15 protein-coding genes are annotated in these 15,448 nt (G+C 73.0%); 5 read left to right on the forward strand and 10 right to left on the reverse strand.

Going from position 1 to position 15,448, the window contains the following annotated elements:
* Window positions 1-74 precede the first annotated feature (74 nt).
* The gene (locus SM452_RS29535; protein ID WP_013285560.1) at window positions 75-545 is read left to right on the forward strand and encodes a cyclic nucleotide-binding domain-containing protein; all 471 of its coding nucleotides are present in this window, start codon (window positions 75-77) and stop codon (window positions 543-545) included.
* 3 nt (window positions 546-548) lie between these two features.
* Here the strand turns inward: SM452_RS29535 and SM452_RS29540 are convergent, their stop codons facing one another.
* The 6 genes from SM452_RS29540 to ppdK form a co-directional block, all read right to left on the reverse strand.
* Window positions 549-803, reverse strand: coding sequence for a hypothetical protein (locus SM452_RS29540; protein ID WP_463841148.1), 255 nt, complete (start codon window positions 801-803; stop codon window positions 549-551).
* A gap of 32 nt (window positions 804-835) precedes the next feature.
* Window positions 836-1,621 carry a pyruvate formate-lyase-activating protein gene (gene pflA, locus SM452_RS29545; protein WP_262015690.1) on the reverse strand — a complete coding sequence of 262 codons (786 nt, stop codon included), beginning with the start codon at window positions 1,619-1,621 and terminating at the stop codon, window positions 836-838.
* Window positions 1,618-3,861 carry a formate C-acetyltransferase gene (pflB, locus tag SM452_RS29550; RefSeq protein WP_463841149.1) on the reverse strand — a complete coding sequence of 748 codons (2,244 nt, stop codon included), beginning with the start codon at window positions 3,859-3,861 and terminating at the stop codon, window positions 1,618-1,620. Before pflB ends, pflA begins: the two co-directional genes overlap by 4 nt.
* 65 nt (window positions 3,862-3,926) lie before the next feature.
* Window positions 3,927-4,937, reverse strand: coding sequence for a zinc-dependent alcohol dehydrogenase (locus SM452_RS29555; protein ID WP_463841150.1), 1,011 nt, complete (start codon window positions 4,935-4,937; stop codon window positions 3,927-3,929).
* Window positions 4,938-5,102: 165 nt separating this feature from the next.
* Complete coding sequence (locus tag SM452_RS29560) at window positions 5,103-5,558, reverse strand: hypothetical protein (RefSeq protein ID WP_262015687.1); 456 nt, start codon at window positions 5,556-5,558, stop codon at window positions 5,103-5,105.
* A 12-nt stretch (window positions 5,559-5,570) separates the two neighbouring features.
* On the reverse strand, window positions 5,571-8,231 hold the full coding sequence (gene ppdK / locus SM452_RS29565; RefSeq protein ID WP_463841151.1) for a pyruvate, phosphate dikinase: 2,661 nt from the start codon (window positions 8,229-8,231) through the stop codon (window positions 5,571-5,573).
* A 133-nt stretch (window positions 8,232-8,364) separates the two neighbouring features.
* Between ppdK and SM452_RS29570 the strand changes: the two genes are divergently transcribed.
* The 3 genes from SM452_RS29570 (at window position 8,365) to SM452_RS29580 (ending at window position 11,030) form a co-directional block, all read left to right on the forward strand.
* Window positions 8,365-8,868: a GNAT family N-acetyltransferase gene (locus tag SM452_RS29570; RefSeq protein WP_135239467.1), complete on the forward strand. Its 504-nt coding sequence runs from the start codon at window positions 8,365-8,367 to the stop codon at window positions 8,866-8,868.
* A 9-nt stretch (window positions 8,869-8,877) separates the two neighbouring features.
* The gene (locus tag SM452_RS29575; protein WP_194802827.1) at window positions 8,878-9,513 is read left to right on the forward strand and encodes a hypothetical protein; all 636 of its coding nucleotides are present in this window, start codon (window positions 8,878-8,880) and stop codon (window positions 9,511-9,513) included.
* A 146-nt stretch (window positions 9,514-9,659) separates the two neighbouring features.
* A complete protein-coding gene (locus SM452_RS29580) occupies window positions 9,660-11,030 on the forward strand; it encodes a hemolysin family protein (protein WP_262015685.1) in 1,371 nt (456 codons plus the stop codon).
* A 27-nt stretch (window positions 11,031-11,057) separates the two neighbouring features.
* Here SM452_RS29580 and SM452_RS29585 read toward each other — a convergent pair whose 3' ends face one another.
* From SM452_RS29585 to SM452_RS29600, 4 genes are all read right to left on the reverse strand, one after another.
* Window positions 11,058-11,375 carry a PRC-barrel domain containing protein gene (locus tag SM452_RS29585; RefSeq protein ID WP_262015684.1) on the reverse strand — a complete coding sequence of 106 codons (318 nt, stop codon included), beginning with the start codon at window positions 11,373-11,375 and terminating at the stop codon, window positions 11,058-11,060.
* On the reverse strand, window positions 11,362-11,742 hold the full coding sequence (locus tag SM452_RS29590; RefSeq protein WP_463841152.1) for a hypothetical protein: 381 nt from the start codon (window positions 11,740-11,742) through the stop codon (window positions 11,362-11,364). The genes SM452_RS29585 and SM452_RS29590 overlap by 14 nt, the downstream gene beginning before the upstream one ends.
* Complete coding sequence (locus tag SM452_RS29595) at window positions 11,739-12,965, reverse strand: NRAMP family divalent metal transporter (protein ID WP_262015682.1); 1,227 nt, start codon at window positions 12,963-12,965, stop codon at window positions 11,739-11,741. Before SM452_RS29595 ends, SM452_RS29590 begins: the two co-directional genes overlap by 4 nt.
* Before the next feature lie 71 nt (window positions 12,966-13,036).
* Window positions 13,037-13,420, reverse strand: a complete 384-nt coding sequence (locus SM452_RS29600; RefSeq protein ID WP_262015739.1) for a PaaI family thioesterase — start codon at window positions 13,418-13,420, stop codon at window positions 13,037-13,039.
* A 107-nt stretch (window positions 13,421-13,527) separates the two neighbouring features.
* Between SM452_RS29600 and tyrS the strand changes: the two genes are divergently transcribed.
* Window positions 13,528-14,811, forward strand: coding sequence for a tyrosine--tRNA ligase (gene tyrS, locus SM452_RS29605; RefSeq protein ID WP_262015738.1), 1,284 nt, complete (start codon window positions 13,528-13,530; stop codon window positions 14,809-14,811).
* The last annotated feature ends 637 nt before the right edge of the window (window positions 14,812-15,448 follow it).

Consider the following 15,448-nt stretch of genomic DNA (forward strand, 5'->3'; position numbering starts at 1 on the left):
GGCCCCTACCGGCCGGGGCGGTGGCGGGGTGGAATGGAAGCCAGTGCTCCCCTCCTGTCGACCCTGGAGGCGCGATGACCCCGCTGGAGATGCTCCGCGTCCACCCTTTCCTGGCCGGGCTGCCCGACGAGTGGCTGCCCCGGCTCACCGGTTACGCCCGTCCGGTGGTCTGGCATCCCGGGCACCGGCTGTTCCGCGCCGGCCAGCCGGCCGACCGGTTCTGGCTGGTCCGCGGCGGCCAGGTGGCGCTGGACTTCCCGGTGCCGGGCCGCGGTGACGTGGGCATCGAGACGATCGGGCCGGGCGGGGTGCTCGGCTGGTCCTGGCTGTTCCCGCCGTACCGCTGGCAGTTCGGCGCGGTCGCCACCCAGCGCAGCACCGCCGTGGAACTCGACGCCGACGGGGTACGCCGGCTGATGGAGTCCGACGACACGCTCGGCCGTCAGCTCACCACCCGGTTCATGAGCGTGGTGGTGGACCGGCTCCAGGCGTCCCGGGTCCGGCTGCTCGACCTGTACGGCTACCCGACGGCGGCGGCCAGCTAGGGCTCAGCGGTCGCGGACGACCAGCTCGTCCACCTCGAGCCGGCCGATGCGCAGCTCGCGGATCACCGCGCGGCGCACTGCCAGCCGGCCGACCACGAGTGAGCCCACCGCCACGGCGCCGAGCGCGATCGCGCCGAAGGCCAGTGCGCCGATCGCGGTCGCGCCCAGCGCCCGCGCGCCCGTCGCACCGGCACCGGTGGCCTGCGCCCCGGTCGCGGCCACCGGGCGGACACGGACGATCGGGAGCAGACGAGACATGCCCCGATCCTAGTGGCGTGACGGCGGGCCGGTCAGGTGACGGTGAGACCGCGGGCGGCGAACTGGCCCCGTACCCGGGTCAGCAGGTCGGCATCCGGCGGCTCGGTGTCCGCCAGCGGGAACGTCAGGCCCAGCTCGGCGTACTTGTGGGCGCCGAGCCGGTGGAACGGCAGCACCTCGACGCGCTGCACGGTGGCCAGCCCGGCGGCCACGTCGGCCACCCGCTCCACCTCGTCGACCGCGTCGGTCAGGCCGGGCACCAGCACGTACCGGATCCAGATCGGCGTACCCCGGTCGGCCAGCCGTTGCGCGAAGCGCAGCGTCGGCGCGAGCCGGCCGGTGCCGGTGACCCGGCGGTACGTCTGCGGGTTACCCGCCTTGACGTCGAGCAGCACCAGGTCGGTGGCGTCCAGCAGCGCGTCGTCGGCGCGGACGCCGAGGAAGCCGGACGTGTCCAGCGCGGTGTGCAGGCCGAGGTCGTCGTGGCAGCGGCGCAGCAGTTCCCGAGTGAACGCCGGTTGCAGCAGCGGCTCCCCGCCGCTCACAGTGACGCCGCCGCCCGCCACCTGGATGAACCGGCGGTAGCGGGTGGCGAGCGTGACCATCTCGTCCACCGTGCGGCGGCGGCCGCTGCGGCCGTACCAGGTGTCGGGGCTGTGGCAGTAGCGGCAGCGCAGCGGGCAGCCCGCCAGGAACACGACGAACCGGGTGCCCGGCCCGTCCACCCCGACCGAGGTGTCCCACGAGTGCACCGCGCCGGTGACGGCACCCGGCGCCGCCGGAGTCACCTCCGGCGGCGCGGGCGGGCGGCCGGTCACAGCGACCCGTGGAAGGTCCGCGACACCACGTCGCGCTGCTGTTCCGGCGTGAGCCGGACGAAGTTCACCGCGTACCCGGAGACCCGGACGGTGAGCTGCGGGTACCGCTCCGGGTGCGCCATCGCGTCCAGCAGCGTGGCCCGGTCCAGCACGTTGACGTTGAGGTGGAACCCGCCGGCGTCGGCGTAGCCGTCGAGCACCCCGGCCAGGTTCGTGATCCGCTCGTCGCGGGTGTGGCCCAGGCCGTCCGGCGTGACGGTGCCGGTCAGCGAGATGCCGTCGCGGGCCGCGTCGTACGGCAGCTTCGCCACCGACAGCGCCGAGGCGACCAGGCCGTGCGTGTCCCGCCCGTTCATCGGGTTCGCCCCGGGCGCGAACGGCTCACCGGCGCGCCGGCCGTCCGGCGTGTTGCCGGTGTGCTTGCCGTACACCACGTTCGAGGTGATGGTGAGCACCGACATGGTCAGCTCCGCGTCACGGTACGTGCGCTGCCGGCGCAGCTTCTCCGCGAACGTCTCGACCAGCCACACCGCGATCTCGTCGGCCCGGTCGTCGTCGTTGCCGTAGGTCGGGAACTCGCCCTCGACGGCGAAGTCGACGGCCAGGCCGGTGGCGTCGCGCAGCACCTTCACCCGGCCGTACCGGATGGCCGCCAGGCTGTCCACGGCGACCGACAGGCCGGCGATGCCGGTGGCCATGAACCGGCGCACCGGGTGGTCGTGCAGCGCCATCTCCAGCCGCTCGTACGCGTACCTGTCGTGCTGGTGGTGGATCACGTTCAGCGCGTCCACGTACGTCTCGGCGAGCCAGTCCAGCGTCCGGTCGTACGCGGCCAGCACCTCGTCGTAGTCGAGCGTCTCGCCGCCCACCGGCGCGGCCGGCGGGGCCACCTGCGTGCCGGTCAGCTCGTCCCGGCCGCCGTTGATCGCGTACAGCAGCGCCTTCGCCAGGTTCGCCCGGGCGCCGAAGAACTGCATGTCCCGGCCGACCCGCATGGCCGACACGCAGCAGGCGATAGCGGTGTCGTCGTCGAACGCCGGGCGGATCAGCTCGTCGTTCTCGTACTGGATGGCGCTGGTGTCCAGCGACACCTGGGCGCAGAACCGCTTGAACCCCTCGGGCAGCCGCGGCGACCAGAGCACCGTCAGGTTCGGCTCCGGCGCCGGGCCGAGGTTGTAGAGCGTCTGGAGGTAGCGGAACGCGGTGCGGGTGACCAGCGGCCGTCCGTCCGCCCCCATCCCGCCGAGCGACTCGGTGACCCAGGTCGGGTCGCCGGAGAACAGCTGGTCGTACTCGGGGGTGCGCAGGAAGCGGATGATCCGCAGCTTGATCACGAAATCGTCGATCAGCTCCTGCGCGCCGCTCTCGTCCAGCCGCCCCTCGGCGATGTCCCGCCGCAGGTACGCGTCGACGAACCCGGCGGTGCGCCCGAGCGACATCGCGGCGCCGTTCTGCTCCTTCGTGGCCGCCAGGTAGGCGAAGTAGAGCCACTGGATCGCCTGCGCGCCGGTGGCGGCCGGGCGGGAGATGTCGAAGCCGTACGAGGCGGCCATCTCCCGCAGCTCACCGAGCGCGCGGATCTGCTCGGCCAGTTCCTCCCGGTCGCGGATCACGTCGTCGGTGCTGCGCCGCTCGTCCAGCGCCGCCTTGAGCGCGCGGCGCTCCTCGACCAGCCGGTCCACGCCGTACAGCGCCACCCGGCGGTAGTCGCCGATGATCCGCCCGCGCCCGTACGCGTCGGGCAGCCCGGTGATGACGTGCGAGCGCCGCGCGGCCAGCACGTTCTCCGGGTACGCGTCGAAGACCGCGTCGTTGTGCGTGCGGCGGTACCGGGTGAAGATCTCGTGCACGCGCGGGTCCGGTTCGCGCCCGTACGCCCGCAGCGCCGTCTCCACCATCCGCAGCCCGCCGGCCGGCATGATCGCCCGCCGCAGCGGCGCGTCGGTCTGCAACCCGACGATCAGCTCCCGCTCCCGGTCGATGTACCCGGGTGCGTGCGAGGTGATCGTCGACGGGGTGGCCGCGTCGACGTCGTACACGCCGCGCCGCCGCTCCTCGCCGAACATCTCCCGCAGCCGGTCCCACACGGCGAGCGTGCGCGGCGTCGGCCCGGCGAGGAACGACGCGTCCCCGGTGTACGGCTCGTGGTTGTGGCGGACGAAGTCGGCCACGTCGATCGTCTCCTGCCACGCTCCGGCGTGGAATCCGCGCCAGGGGGCCAGGGGTTCGGTGGCGGTCATGTCGGTCCCTCTCCGGGCGTCGGCGGTGGCCCGGTCCCCGTGGGGTGCGGGGACCGGGGCGGGGGTCAGGGCTGGAGCACGAGCCGGGCGGCGACCCGGCCGGCGAGGACGTCGTCCACCGCGTCGTTGATGTCGTCCAGCTTGCGGGTCTCGTAGACGACCCGGGTACGGCCGGCGGCGTGCAGCGCGAAGACCTCGGCCAGGTCGGCGCGGGTGCCGACGATCGAGCCGAGCACCGTGATGCCCTTGAGCACCGTCTCGAAGACGGGCAGGGTGATCGCGTTGTCGGCGGGCAGGGACACCAGCACCAGCCGGCCGCCGCGCCGCAGCGAGCGGTGGGCCTGCTCGATCACCCGAGGGCTGGCCGCGAGCACGATCGCCACGTCCACGCCGCCCAGCGCGGTGATCCGCTCGACCGGGTCGGTGGTGGCGGCGTCGACGGTGTGCGCGACCCCCAGCGAGGTGGCCAGTTCCAGCTTCTCGGCGGTCACGTCCACCGCCACCGTCTCGGCGCCGAAGATCTGCGCGTACTGCTGGGCGAGGTGACCCAGGCCGCCGATGCCGAAGATCGCGACCCGCTCGCCCGGCCGCACCCCGGCGACCTTGACGGCCTTGTACGTGGTGACGCCCGCGCAGGTCAGCGGCGCGGCCTCGAACGGGTCCACGGCGTCGGGCACGCGTACCGCGTAGCGGGCCGAGGCCACCGCGTACTCGGCGTGCGCGCCGTCGATGCTGTAGCCGGTGTTGCGCTGCGACTCGCACAGCGTCTCCCAGCCGGTCACGCAGTACGCGCAGGTGCCGCAGGCCCAGCCGAGCCAGGGCAGCGCGACGCGGTCGCCGACGGCGTGCTCGGTGACGCCGGGGCCGACCCGCTCGACCAGGCCGACGCCCTCGTGTCCGGGGACGAACGGCGGGGTGGGCTTCACCGGCCACTCGCCGCGGGCGGCGTGGATGTCGGTGTGGCAGAGTCCGCTGGCTTCGATGCGGACCAGGATCTCGCCCGGGCCGACCTCCGGCACGGGACGCTCGGTGATCTCCATCGGACGGTCGAACGCGGTGACGACACTGGCGCGCATCGGGGGCCTCCTTCTCTCGTTCTCCCCCTCAGCGTCGTCCGTCCGGGAGCGTCCCGGCAGGGGCGCAGGACCGCGGTGACCCGGGACCAACGGCCCCTCCCGTGCGGCCCGGGGAACGGCGGTACGGCCGCCGGTGACGTACCGGCGGCCGTACCCCTGGGGTGCTCAGCGGTCGACGACCAGGCGGCGGGCCCGCAGCAGGCGCGCCCACCAGGGCCTGTGGTCCGGGCGCAGCCGCGGCGCCGGCACGCCGCGCAGGCTGACCCATCCGCCCGGCCCCATGGTGACGGCGCCGACCGACGGCGGGCGGCGCCGCGACCAGACCGCCACGGCGGCGGTGAGCGCGGCGACCGCGAACGCGCCGGTGGCGGCGGCGACCAACTGGTCGGGTTCGACCACACGCCGGTAGCGGACCCGGCCGCCGGCCGCGACGAACACGCCGACCGGGCGGCCGTCGCGGTTCACCGGCACCAGCGCGGCGTCCCCGGGCAGTTCCAGCACCGGGCCGACCGGCCCAGTCGGCGTCGCGGCCGGGGTGGGGACCGGCGTCGCGGCCGGTGGCGGCGCGGGCCGGGGGAGCGGCGTGACAGCCGGTCCGGTCGGGTTGAAGATGGCGGTCATGGTGCTGCCCTCCTAGCGGGAGTCGGACTTCTCGGTGCGGGCCTCGACAGCGGCCCGGCCGGCGGCCAGCCGCGCCACCGGCACCCGGTACGGCGAGCAGGAGACGTAGTCGAGCCCGGCGTCGGCGAAGAACCCGATCGACTCCGGGTCGCCACCGTGCTCACCGCAGACGCCGACGGTCAGGTCCGGCCGGGCCGCCCGCCCCTCGGCGACGGCGAGGCGGACCAGCCGGCCCACGCCGGTGGCGTCGATGCTCTCGAACGGCGACACCGGGAAGATCCCCCGCTCCAGGTACGTGGAGAAGAACGCCCCCTCCACGTCGTCCCGGGAGAACGCCCAGGTCATCTGCGTCAGGTCGTTGGTGCCGAAGGAGAAGAAGTGCGCCTCGGCGGCGATGTCCCCGGCGGTCAGCGCCGCCCGGGGCGTCTCGATCATGGTGCCGACCGGGATGGCCGGTGCATCAGGCACCTCGGCCAGCACCCGCCGAGCCTCGTCCGCCACCGCGACGAGTTCCCGCACGTCACCGACAAGCGGCACCATGATCTCCGGGCGTGGGTCACCGCCGGCCCGGACCCGCTGCGCGGCCGCCTCGGCCAGCGCCCGCACCTGCATCGCGAACAGGCCCGGCACCACCAGTCCGAGCCGTACGCCGCGCAGCCCCAGCATCGGGTTCGTCTCGTGCATCCGGCGCACCGCCGCCAGCAGCACGCCGTCGTGGCCCGGTTCCTCGCCGCGTGCCTGCGCGCCCGCCACCCGGGCGGTCAGCTCGGCGAGCGGAGGCAGGAACTCGTGCAGCGGCGGGTCGAGGAGCCGGACGGTGACCGGCAGCCCGTCCATCGCGGTGAGCAGCCCGAGGAAGTCGGCCCGCTGCAACGGCAGCAGCTCGTCCAGCGCCGCGCCGACCTCGGCCGGGCCCTCGGCCAGGATCAGCCGCTCGACCAGTTCCCGGCGCTCGCCGAGGAACATGTGCTCGGTGCGGCACAGCCCGATCCCGGCGGCGCCGAGTTCACGGGCCCGGCGGGCGTCGTCGGGCGTGTCCGCGTTGGCGCGGACGCCGAGCGTGCGCACCGCGTCGGCGTGCCCGAGCAGCCGGTGCACGGCGGCGACCAGCGGGTCCGCCTCCGGCCGCAGCTCACCGGTCAGGTAGCGGGCCACCGGCGACGGCTGCACCGGCACCTCGCCGAGCCAGATCCGCCCGCTGGTGCCGTCGATCGAGATCACGTCGCCGGCGCGCACCACCTGCTCGCCGACGGTGAACTCGCCGCGCTCGACGTCGATGCCCAGCGCCTCGGCCCCGCACACGCAGGTCCGGCCCATGCCCCGGGCCACCACCGCCGCGTGTGAGGTCTTCCCGCCGCGCGAGGTGAGCACCCCGGTCGCGGCGATCATGCCGGGCAGGTCGTCCGGGTTGGTCTCCGGGCGGACCAGGATCACCGGTCCGTCGGCCGCCGCCGCGGCGGCCGAGTCGAACACCACCCGCCCGACCGCGGCGCCGGGCGAGGCGCCGACGCCGACCGCGAGCGGCTCGGGCGCGCCGGCGGCGTCGAAGGCCGGGAACATCAGCTGGGCGAGCTGCGCCCCGCTGACCCGGGTGAGCGCCTCGTCCGCGGTGATCAGGCCCTCCTCGGCCAGCTGCGCGGCGATCACGAACGCCGCCGCCGCGGTGCGCTTGCCGACCCGGGTCTGCAGCATCCACAGCCGGCCGCGCTCGATGGTGAACTCGACGTCGCACAGGTCGCGGTAGTGCCGCTCCAGCGTCGCCATGATCTCCCGCAGCCGGTGGAAGCTCGCCGGGTCCAGCCGCTCCAGCTCGGTCAGCGGCACCGTGTTGCGGATGCCCGCCACCACGTCCTCACCCTGCGCGTCGGTCAGGTAGTCGCCGTACACGCCGGGGGCGCCGGTGGCCGGGTCGCGGGTGAACGCCACACCGGTGCCGGAGTCCGGGCCGAGGTTGCCGAACACCATCGCCATCACGTTGACGGCGGTGCCCAGGTCGTCCGGGATGCGCTCCTGCCGCCGGTAGATCCGGGCCCGCTCCGAGTGCCAGGACTCGAACACCGCGCGCACGGCCAGGAACAGCTGCTCGTGCGGGGCCTGCGGGAAGTCGTGCCCGACGTGCCGGACGAAGATCTTCTTGTACGTCTCGACCAGGTCGCGCAACTGCCCGGCGCCCGGCCCGTCCGGCCCGGCGGTGGCGCGCAGCGCGGCCAGCTCGTGCTCGAACTCGTCGGCCGGGATGCCGTGCACGGTCCGGCCGAACATCTGGATCAGCCGCCGGTACGAGTCCCAGGCGAACCGCTCGTCACCGGTGCGGGCGGCCAGCCCGGCCACCGTGGTGTCGTTGAGCCCAATGTCGAGGATCGTCTCCATCATCCCCGGCATCGAGTACCGCCCGCCGGAGCGGACCGCCAGCAGCAGCGGGTCACTCGGGTCGCCCAGCCACCGGTCCAGCCGCGCCTCCACCTCCCGCAGATGCGCGTTGATCTCCTCGTACAGGCCGTCCGGCGGCGCGCCGGTGGCCAGGTACGCCCGGCACGCGTCGGTGGTCACGGTGAACCCGGGCGGCACCGGCAACCCGAGCCGGGTCATCTCGGCGAGGTTCGCGCCCTTGCCGCCGAGCAGGTCGGCCCGGCTGCGGTCACCCTCGATGAAGTCGTAGACGTACTTCGACATGGTCCGGCCTCCTCGACTGCGTCGTTCCACCTCCTTGGTAGCCGGGACGGACGGCGGCGCGGCAGGGCCGGACGGGACACACACCGGGCCGGAGGTCCCGAGAGTGTCGGTGGGTGCCCGTATCGTTCCGGCCGTGACGAACGAGGTGCTGCTCCGCCCGGTGCGCGACGACGACCTGCCCGCCTTCTTCGCCCACGAGCAGGACCCGCAGGCGAACTGGATGGCCGCGTTCGGCCCGAAGGACCCGTCCGACCGGGCCGCGTTCGACGCGCACTGGGCGCGCATCCGCGCCGACGAGCGGATCGTCAACCGCGCCGTCACCGTCGACGGCCGGCTGGTCGGGCGGGTCGCCGCGTTCCCGGTCGGCGAGCAGACCGAGGTCAGCTACTGGATCGACGCGGCGCACTGGGGGCGCGGCCACGCCACCGCCGCGCTGCGCGCGCTGCTGCGCGAGGTGCCGCACCGGCCACTGCACGCCCGCGCCGCGAAGGACAACGCCGCCTCGCTCGCGGTGCTGCGCAAGTGCGGCTTCGTCGTGGTCGGCGAGGACTCCGGGTACGCCCCGTCGCGCGGCACCGAGGTCGAGGAGTACGTGCTGGAGCTGCCCGCCGAGGGGTCTGACCAGGCAGACCGCTAGTCTCCCCGGGTGAACTGGCTGGAACTCGTCGGCTGGGCCGGCTCCGCGCTGCTGGTCTGGTCCCTGCTGCAGACCCGGATCCTGCGGCTGCGCGCGCTCAACCTGGTCGGCTGCCTCATCCTGATCGGCTACAACACCGCGGTGCAGGTCTGGCCGATGGTCGGGCTGAACGTGGTGCTCGCCGTGATCAACGTGTGGTACCTGCGCAAACTGCTGGCCACCCGGCACGACGAGCAGACCTACCAGGTGGTCGAGGTGGGCACCGGCGACGCCTTCCTGGCGCACACGCTGCGGGTGCACGCCGCCGACATCGCCCGGTTCAACCCCGGCTTCCACTGGGACCCGGCCGCCGCCGACCGCTCGGCGTTCCTGGTGGTACGCGCCGACGAGGTGGTCGGCGTGATGCTCTCGCACGCCGAACCGGGCGGCGTGGCCCAGGTCGACCTGGACTACGTGACCCCGCCGTTCCGCGACTTCACCCCGGGGGAGTTCGTCTACCGGCGCAGCCGGCTGTTCACCGACCGGGGTTTCCGCCGGGTGGTCAGCCCGCCCGGCATGATCGCCCCCTACTACCACCGGCTCGGGTTCCGCCCCGAGGGCGGCGCGTACGTGCTCGACCTGCCGGTCCCCGCCACGCACGGGTGAAAGCGGGCACCGCCGCCCGACGCTCAGTGATCGCACAGGATTCAGGCGCGGGCCCGCGGGGCAACAGAGGGCCACGCCGACCGGATCTACCGGCCGGCGAGTCGGCCATCGGCCGACCCGGATCGGGCCGAGGGAGATAACCGGTCGTGCAGAGCTACTGGAGCCAGCTTGCCCTGGTCGGTGTGCTGGTGATCCTCAACGCGGTGTTCGCCGGCAGCGAGATGGCATTGGTGTCCCTGCGCGACAGCCAGGTGCAGCGGCTGGAGCGCAGCAGCCGCGGCGGACGGACCCTCGCCCGTCTCGCGAAGGACCCGAACCGGTTCCTGGCCACGATCCAGATCGGCATCACGCTCGCCGGGTTCCTGGCCTCCGCCGCCGCCGCGGTGTCCCTGGCCCGGCCGCTCGTCCCGCTGCTGGGCGTCTTCGGCAACGCCGCCGAGACCGTCGCCATCGTCGCTGTCACGCTGGTGCTCACATTCGTCACGCTCGTCTTCGGTGAGCTGGCCCCGAAGCGGATCGCCATGCAGTCGGCCGAGCGGTGGGCGCTGCTGGTGGCCCGCCCGCTGGACGTGCTGTCCAGCATCACCCGGCCCGCCGTCTGGCTGCTGGGCGCCACCACCGACCTGGTGGTACGCCTGTTCGGTCTGGACCCGAAGGCCGAGCCGGACGAGATCGGCCCGGACGAACTGCGCGACATCGTGGCCGGCAACCACGGCTTCACCAAGGAACAGCGCACGATCATCGCCGGCGCGGTGGAGATCGCCGACCGGCAGTTGCGGGCGGTGCTCGTACCCCGGTTGCAGGTCTTCACGCTCGACAGCGGCACCACCGCGGAGGCCGCGCGGCTCGTCCTGGCGGCGACCGGCCACTCCCGGGCGCCGGTGGTCCGCCACGGCGGCCTGGACGAGGCGGTGGGCGTGATCCACCTGCGGGACCTGGTCGGCGTCTCCGACGACCGGCCGGTCGACGAGATCGCCCGCCCGCCGATGCTGCTGCCCGACTCGCTGCCCGTGGTCGACGCGCTGCGCCAGTTCAAGGCCGAGCGCCAGCACATCGCGCTCGTTGTCGACGAGCGCGGCGCGGTCGACGGGATCGTGACGCTGGAGGACATCCTTGAGGAGATCGTCGGCGAGATCTACGACGAGACCGACCGGGACCTGCGCGCCGTGCGCACCGAGGCCGACGGCACGCTGGTGCTGCCCGGCACGTTCCCGGTGCACGACCTGACCGACCTCGGCGTGGAGCTGCCGAACCGGCCGGCCGGCGACTACACCACAGTCGCCGGGCTGGTGCTGATCTGCCTCGGGCACATCCCGACGGTGGCGGGGGAGCAGGTCACCGTGGACGGCTGGGAGCTGTCCGTGGCCGGCGTCGACCAGCGGGCCATCACCGAGGTGCACGTGCGCCGCCACCGCCGCGGCGAGCACTCGGCGGACGACGACGCGGCGACCGGCAGCCCGGACGACGACGCGGCCGACCCGGCCGACGCCCCCGAACTCGACGACGCCCGCCGCTGACCGGCACCGGGTCTCCCGGTGCCCGGCTCAGCGGTGCCCGGCGGGCGGGCCGAACGGGAAACCCGGCACCGGCGGAAGCAGCTGCACCGCGTCGGCGGGCAGCTGACGGGTGCTCCGCCCGACCAGCCGGGCCACCACCCGCAGCAGCCACGGCCCCGACGGGTGCAGCTCCGGGCCGATCAGCCGGCTGATCACCCGGGTCCACCAGTGCCCGGCGACGATCACGTCGGTGATCCGCAGCCGGTCCGGCGGCCACCCGCCGCGCACCACCACGTCCACCACCCGGCCCAGCCGCCGTCCGTGCAGGTCGTACGCGGTGCGGCCGAGCAGCTCACCCGCTCGCACGGCCGGACCCCGGGATGCGCTCGATCAGGTGCCGGCGCAGCCACTCCTCCACCGGTGACGGCGGCAGGTCCACCGCCGGGCAGCGCAACCGCACCGCGCTGTCCACCCGGGCGACCTGCGACAGCGGTACGCGCAACGGCGGCACCGGCGGGTCGTCGGTGAACCGGTCCGCCACCGCCACCAGCAGCCGCCCGACCCGCCCGCCGATCCGCTGCCCGAGCGCGCCCTGCCCGGTGAGCAGGCAGTCCACGTACGGATAGCCCGCGTCGTCCACGGCGAACGCGATGTCGTCGACCCGCCCGACCAGCCGCCCGTCCACGTCGACGATCTGCCGGTCGAGCAGCCGCTTGGCGAGCTGAACCCTCATCGCCCCATCCCCGTCATGATCGCCAGTGGGATCGCCGCCACCGACGCCGCGACGATGAGCAGCAGGAACACCGCGCCGAGCAGGTTCATCCACCGCCCGTTGACCCGGTCGCCGAGGTACCCGCGGTCGTTGGCGACCACCAGGATCGGCAGGTACGTCAGCGGCAGCACCACAGCGCTCAGCACCAGCATGTACTCGGTCAGCCGCACCGGGTCCACCGTCGTCATCAGCATCACCACACCGAGCAGCAGACCGACGAGCAGCACGCTGTGGAACCGGGCCGCCTCCCGCGGGCGGACCCGCTTGCCCCACTGCCACCCGAAGTACTGCGCCGCCGCGTACGCCGCCGACAGTCCCGTCTCCAGCGCCGCCCCGAACGTCACCGCGAAGAACGCCAGCACCGCGGCGGCCAGGCCGGCGCCGCCGAGCGCCGTCGCCACCGGCCGCGCCACCTCGTCGAGCGTACTGAGCGACGCCTCCGACGGGTGGTAGGCCACCGTCGCCACGGCGACCAGCGACAACGCCAGGAACCCGCCCACCGGGAAGCCGATCAGCACGTTCGAGCGGGCCCGCGCCAGGTCCGCCGCGCCCCATCGCTCCTCGACGCCGCCGGAGGAGAAGAAGAACACCTCGTACGGGCTCACAGTCGAGGCGAACAACGCCACCGCCACGAACCAGTACAGCGGCCAGCCGTGCCCGGACGCGCTGACCTGCCACACGCCCTGCCCGAGTTGCGGCCAGTCGGTCGGCAGCGCCACCAGCGCGACCGCGAACACCAGCAGCGCCAGCCCGGCCAGGCCGAAGATCCGTTCCATCAGCTCGAACCGCAACCGCCACAGCACCAGCCAGACCGCCAGCGCGGCGAGCGGCACCCAGAACAGGTGGCTCAGCCGGGTCGCCAGTTGCAGCGCCAGCGCCACCCCGCCCAGCTCCGCGGCGAGCGTGACCACAGTGACCAGCCACGACGCGACCAGGTTCAGCAGCGCCACGCGCGGCCCGAGCCGCTCCCGGACCAGGTCGAAAACCGCCCGTCCGCTCACCGCCGCGATCCGGCCGGCCATTTCCGCGTACGCGCAGATGCCGACCACGCCGACCAGCAGCACCCAGGTGTGGGCCATACCGAACAGCGCACCGGCCTGACTGGCCGCCACCAGGTCACCGATGTCGACGAAGCCGCCGACGGCCGACAGCACGCCGAGTGTGGCGGCGAACAGCTTCCTCACGTCGGGTCGGGAGCGGACGATCTCACCGAGGCGACGATATCGGCGTCAGTGCCCGGTTTTGGGCGAATGCGTCAGGAGGCGGTCAGGTTCTGTAGCCGTACCTGACCGCGCGCCACCAGCCGGCTGTCGGCGTCGGTGATCTCCACGAGCCAGAGCTGCTGGCTGCGGCCCCGGTGCACCGGCGTGCCGACAGCGGTCAGCTCGCCGTCGCGCACCGCGCGCAGGAAGTCGGTCTGGTTCGACACCCCGACGACGTTGCCCTTGTCGCCCAGCCAGAGCGCGCCGCCGATGCTCGCCGCCGTCTCCACCACCGAGCAGTAGACGCCGCCGTGCTGGATCCCGTACGGCTGGTGCAGCTCCGGGCGCACCTTCCAGCGGATCACCACCCGGTCCCCGCTGACCTCGTCGAACGTCAGGCCCAGCAGGGCCACGAAGCCACCGGTCAGGTTCGGCATGTCCACCGCGGTTCCTCCTCGCGTTCGACGGCGCCGCCAGCCTAGTCGGCCGTACCTCGGCAAACCCGGTACGGGCCGGGCCCGGTGATGGGGGAGAATCGGTGACCGTGACCGACAGCAACCTCCCGCAGGGGCGGGACTCCCTGACCGACGACCTGCTGTGGCGGGGCCTGATCCAGGACTCGACCGGCCTCGACGAACTGCGCGAGCTGCTCGACGGCGGGAGCACCACCTTCTACGTGGGCTTCGACCCCACCGCGCCGAGCCTGCACATCGGCAACCTGATGCAGGTTGTCATGGCCCGCCGGCTCCAGCAGGCCGGGCACCGTCCGCTGCTGCTCGTCGGTGGCGCCACCGGGCAGATCGGCGACCCGAAGGAGAGCGCGGAGCGGACGCTGAACCCGCCCGAGGTGATCGCCGGCTGGGTCGAGCGCATCCGCGAGCAGCTCTCGCCGTTCGTCACGTACACCGGGGAGAACGCGGCGCAACTCGTCAACAACCTGGACTGGACCGGCGAGATGTCGGTGGTCGAGTTCCTCCGGGACGTCGGCAAGCACTTCCCGGTGAACAAGATGCTCGCCCGCGAGGTGGTCAAGGCGCGGCTGGAGACGGGCATCAGCTACACCGAGTTCAGCTACCAGCTCCTCCAGGCGAACGACTACTTCGAGCTGCACCGCCGGCACGGCTGCCGGCTCCAGTACGGCGGCTCCGACCAGTGGGGCAACATCACCGCCGGGGTGGACTACATCCGGCGGCGCGGCGCCGGGCCGGTGGAGGCGTTCACCACGCCGCTGGTGACCAAGGCCGACGGCACCAAGTTCGGCAAGAGCGAGACCGGCACGGTCTGGCTCGACCCGCAGATGACCAGCCCGTACGCGTTCTACCAGTTCTGGGTCAACGCCGACGACCGCGACGTCAGCCGCTACCTGCGGTACTTCAGCTTCCGCTCCCGTGAGGAGCTGGAGGAGCTGGAGAAGGCGACAGCGGAACGCCCGCAGGCGCGCCTGGCCCAGCGGGCGCTCGCCGAGGAGCTCACCACGCTGGTGCACGGTGAGCGGGAGATGGCCCAGGCGGTGGCCGCGAGCCAGGCGCTGTTCGGGCGCGGCTCGCTCGACGAGCTGGCCCCGGAGACGCTGCGCGCCGCGCTGACCGAGGCCGGCCTGGTGCACCTCGACGAGCTGCCGGACGTGGCCGGCCTGCTCAAGGAGTCGGGCCTGGTGCCGAGCATGAAGGAGGCACGGCGGGTCATCGCCGAAGGCGGCGCGTACGTCAACAACACGCGTATCTCCGAGGTGGACGCCACCGTGTCGGCGGACGACCTGCTGCACGGCCGCTACCTCGTACTGCGCCGGGGCAAGCGCTCGTTCGCGGGCGTCGAGCTGCGCGGATAGCTGCCTGTCGACTGTGTGACGCGGGACGCGCCCAGCGGATTTGACGATCACTCCGCTGGGCGCGTAACTTTCTCTCTGCCAGCGCGGAACGGACGAAACAGGGCGAAAGACCTGGAAGGCCGGAGCGCAGGACCTGAGAACCGGGTGGTGCCCCGGATTCGCCGGGAGGCGGATTTGGCGAGGCGGAACCGACCGGGTAAGGTTGTCGGCCGGTAGGGAAACGGACGAGCCAGCGGGAAACCGCGGGCGGCCGGCCTACCGAATTCCTCGGAACGACCGGCGGAAGCCGGTTGAATCGGGGTGCCCGGTAAAAGGGTGATGCGCGAAAAACCGGTGGACACCGATTTGACGCCGCAGAAACCACCGGGTAACGTAGTAGAAGTGCCCGGCGCGCGAGCGGCGGGCGAGCGAACGAAATGCCCCGGTCGGGGTTCCACGGTGTGGGGCTTCTGGTTGGTGTGTGGTTGTTCTTTGAGAACTCAACAGGGTGCTTGTAAAGCCAGTGCCAATTGTTTTATACCCCGGACTGGTCAGGCTTTTGTCTGGCTGGTTGGGATTCCTTTGGCAACACTTTTGTTGTCAGGATGCTGTTCGACAAAGATTTTTGTTGGAGAGTTTGATCCTGGCTCAGGACGAA

The sequence above is a fragment of the Micromonospora sp. SYSU B005 genome, assembly GCF_055362685.1.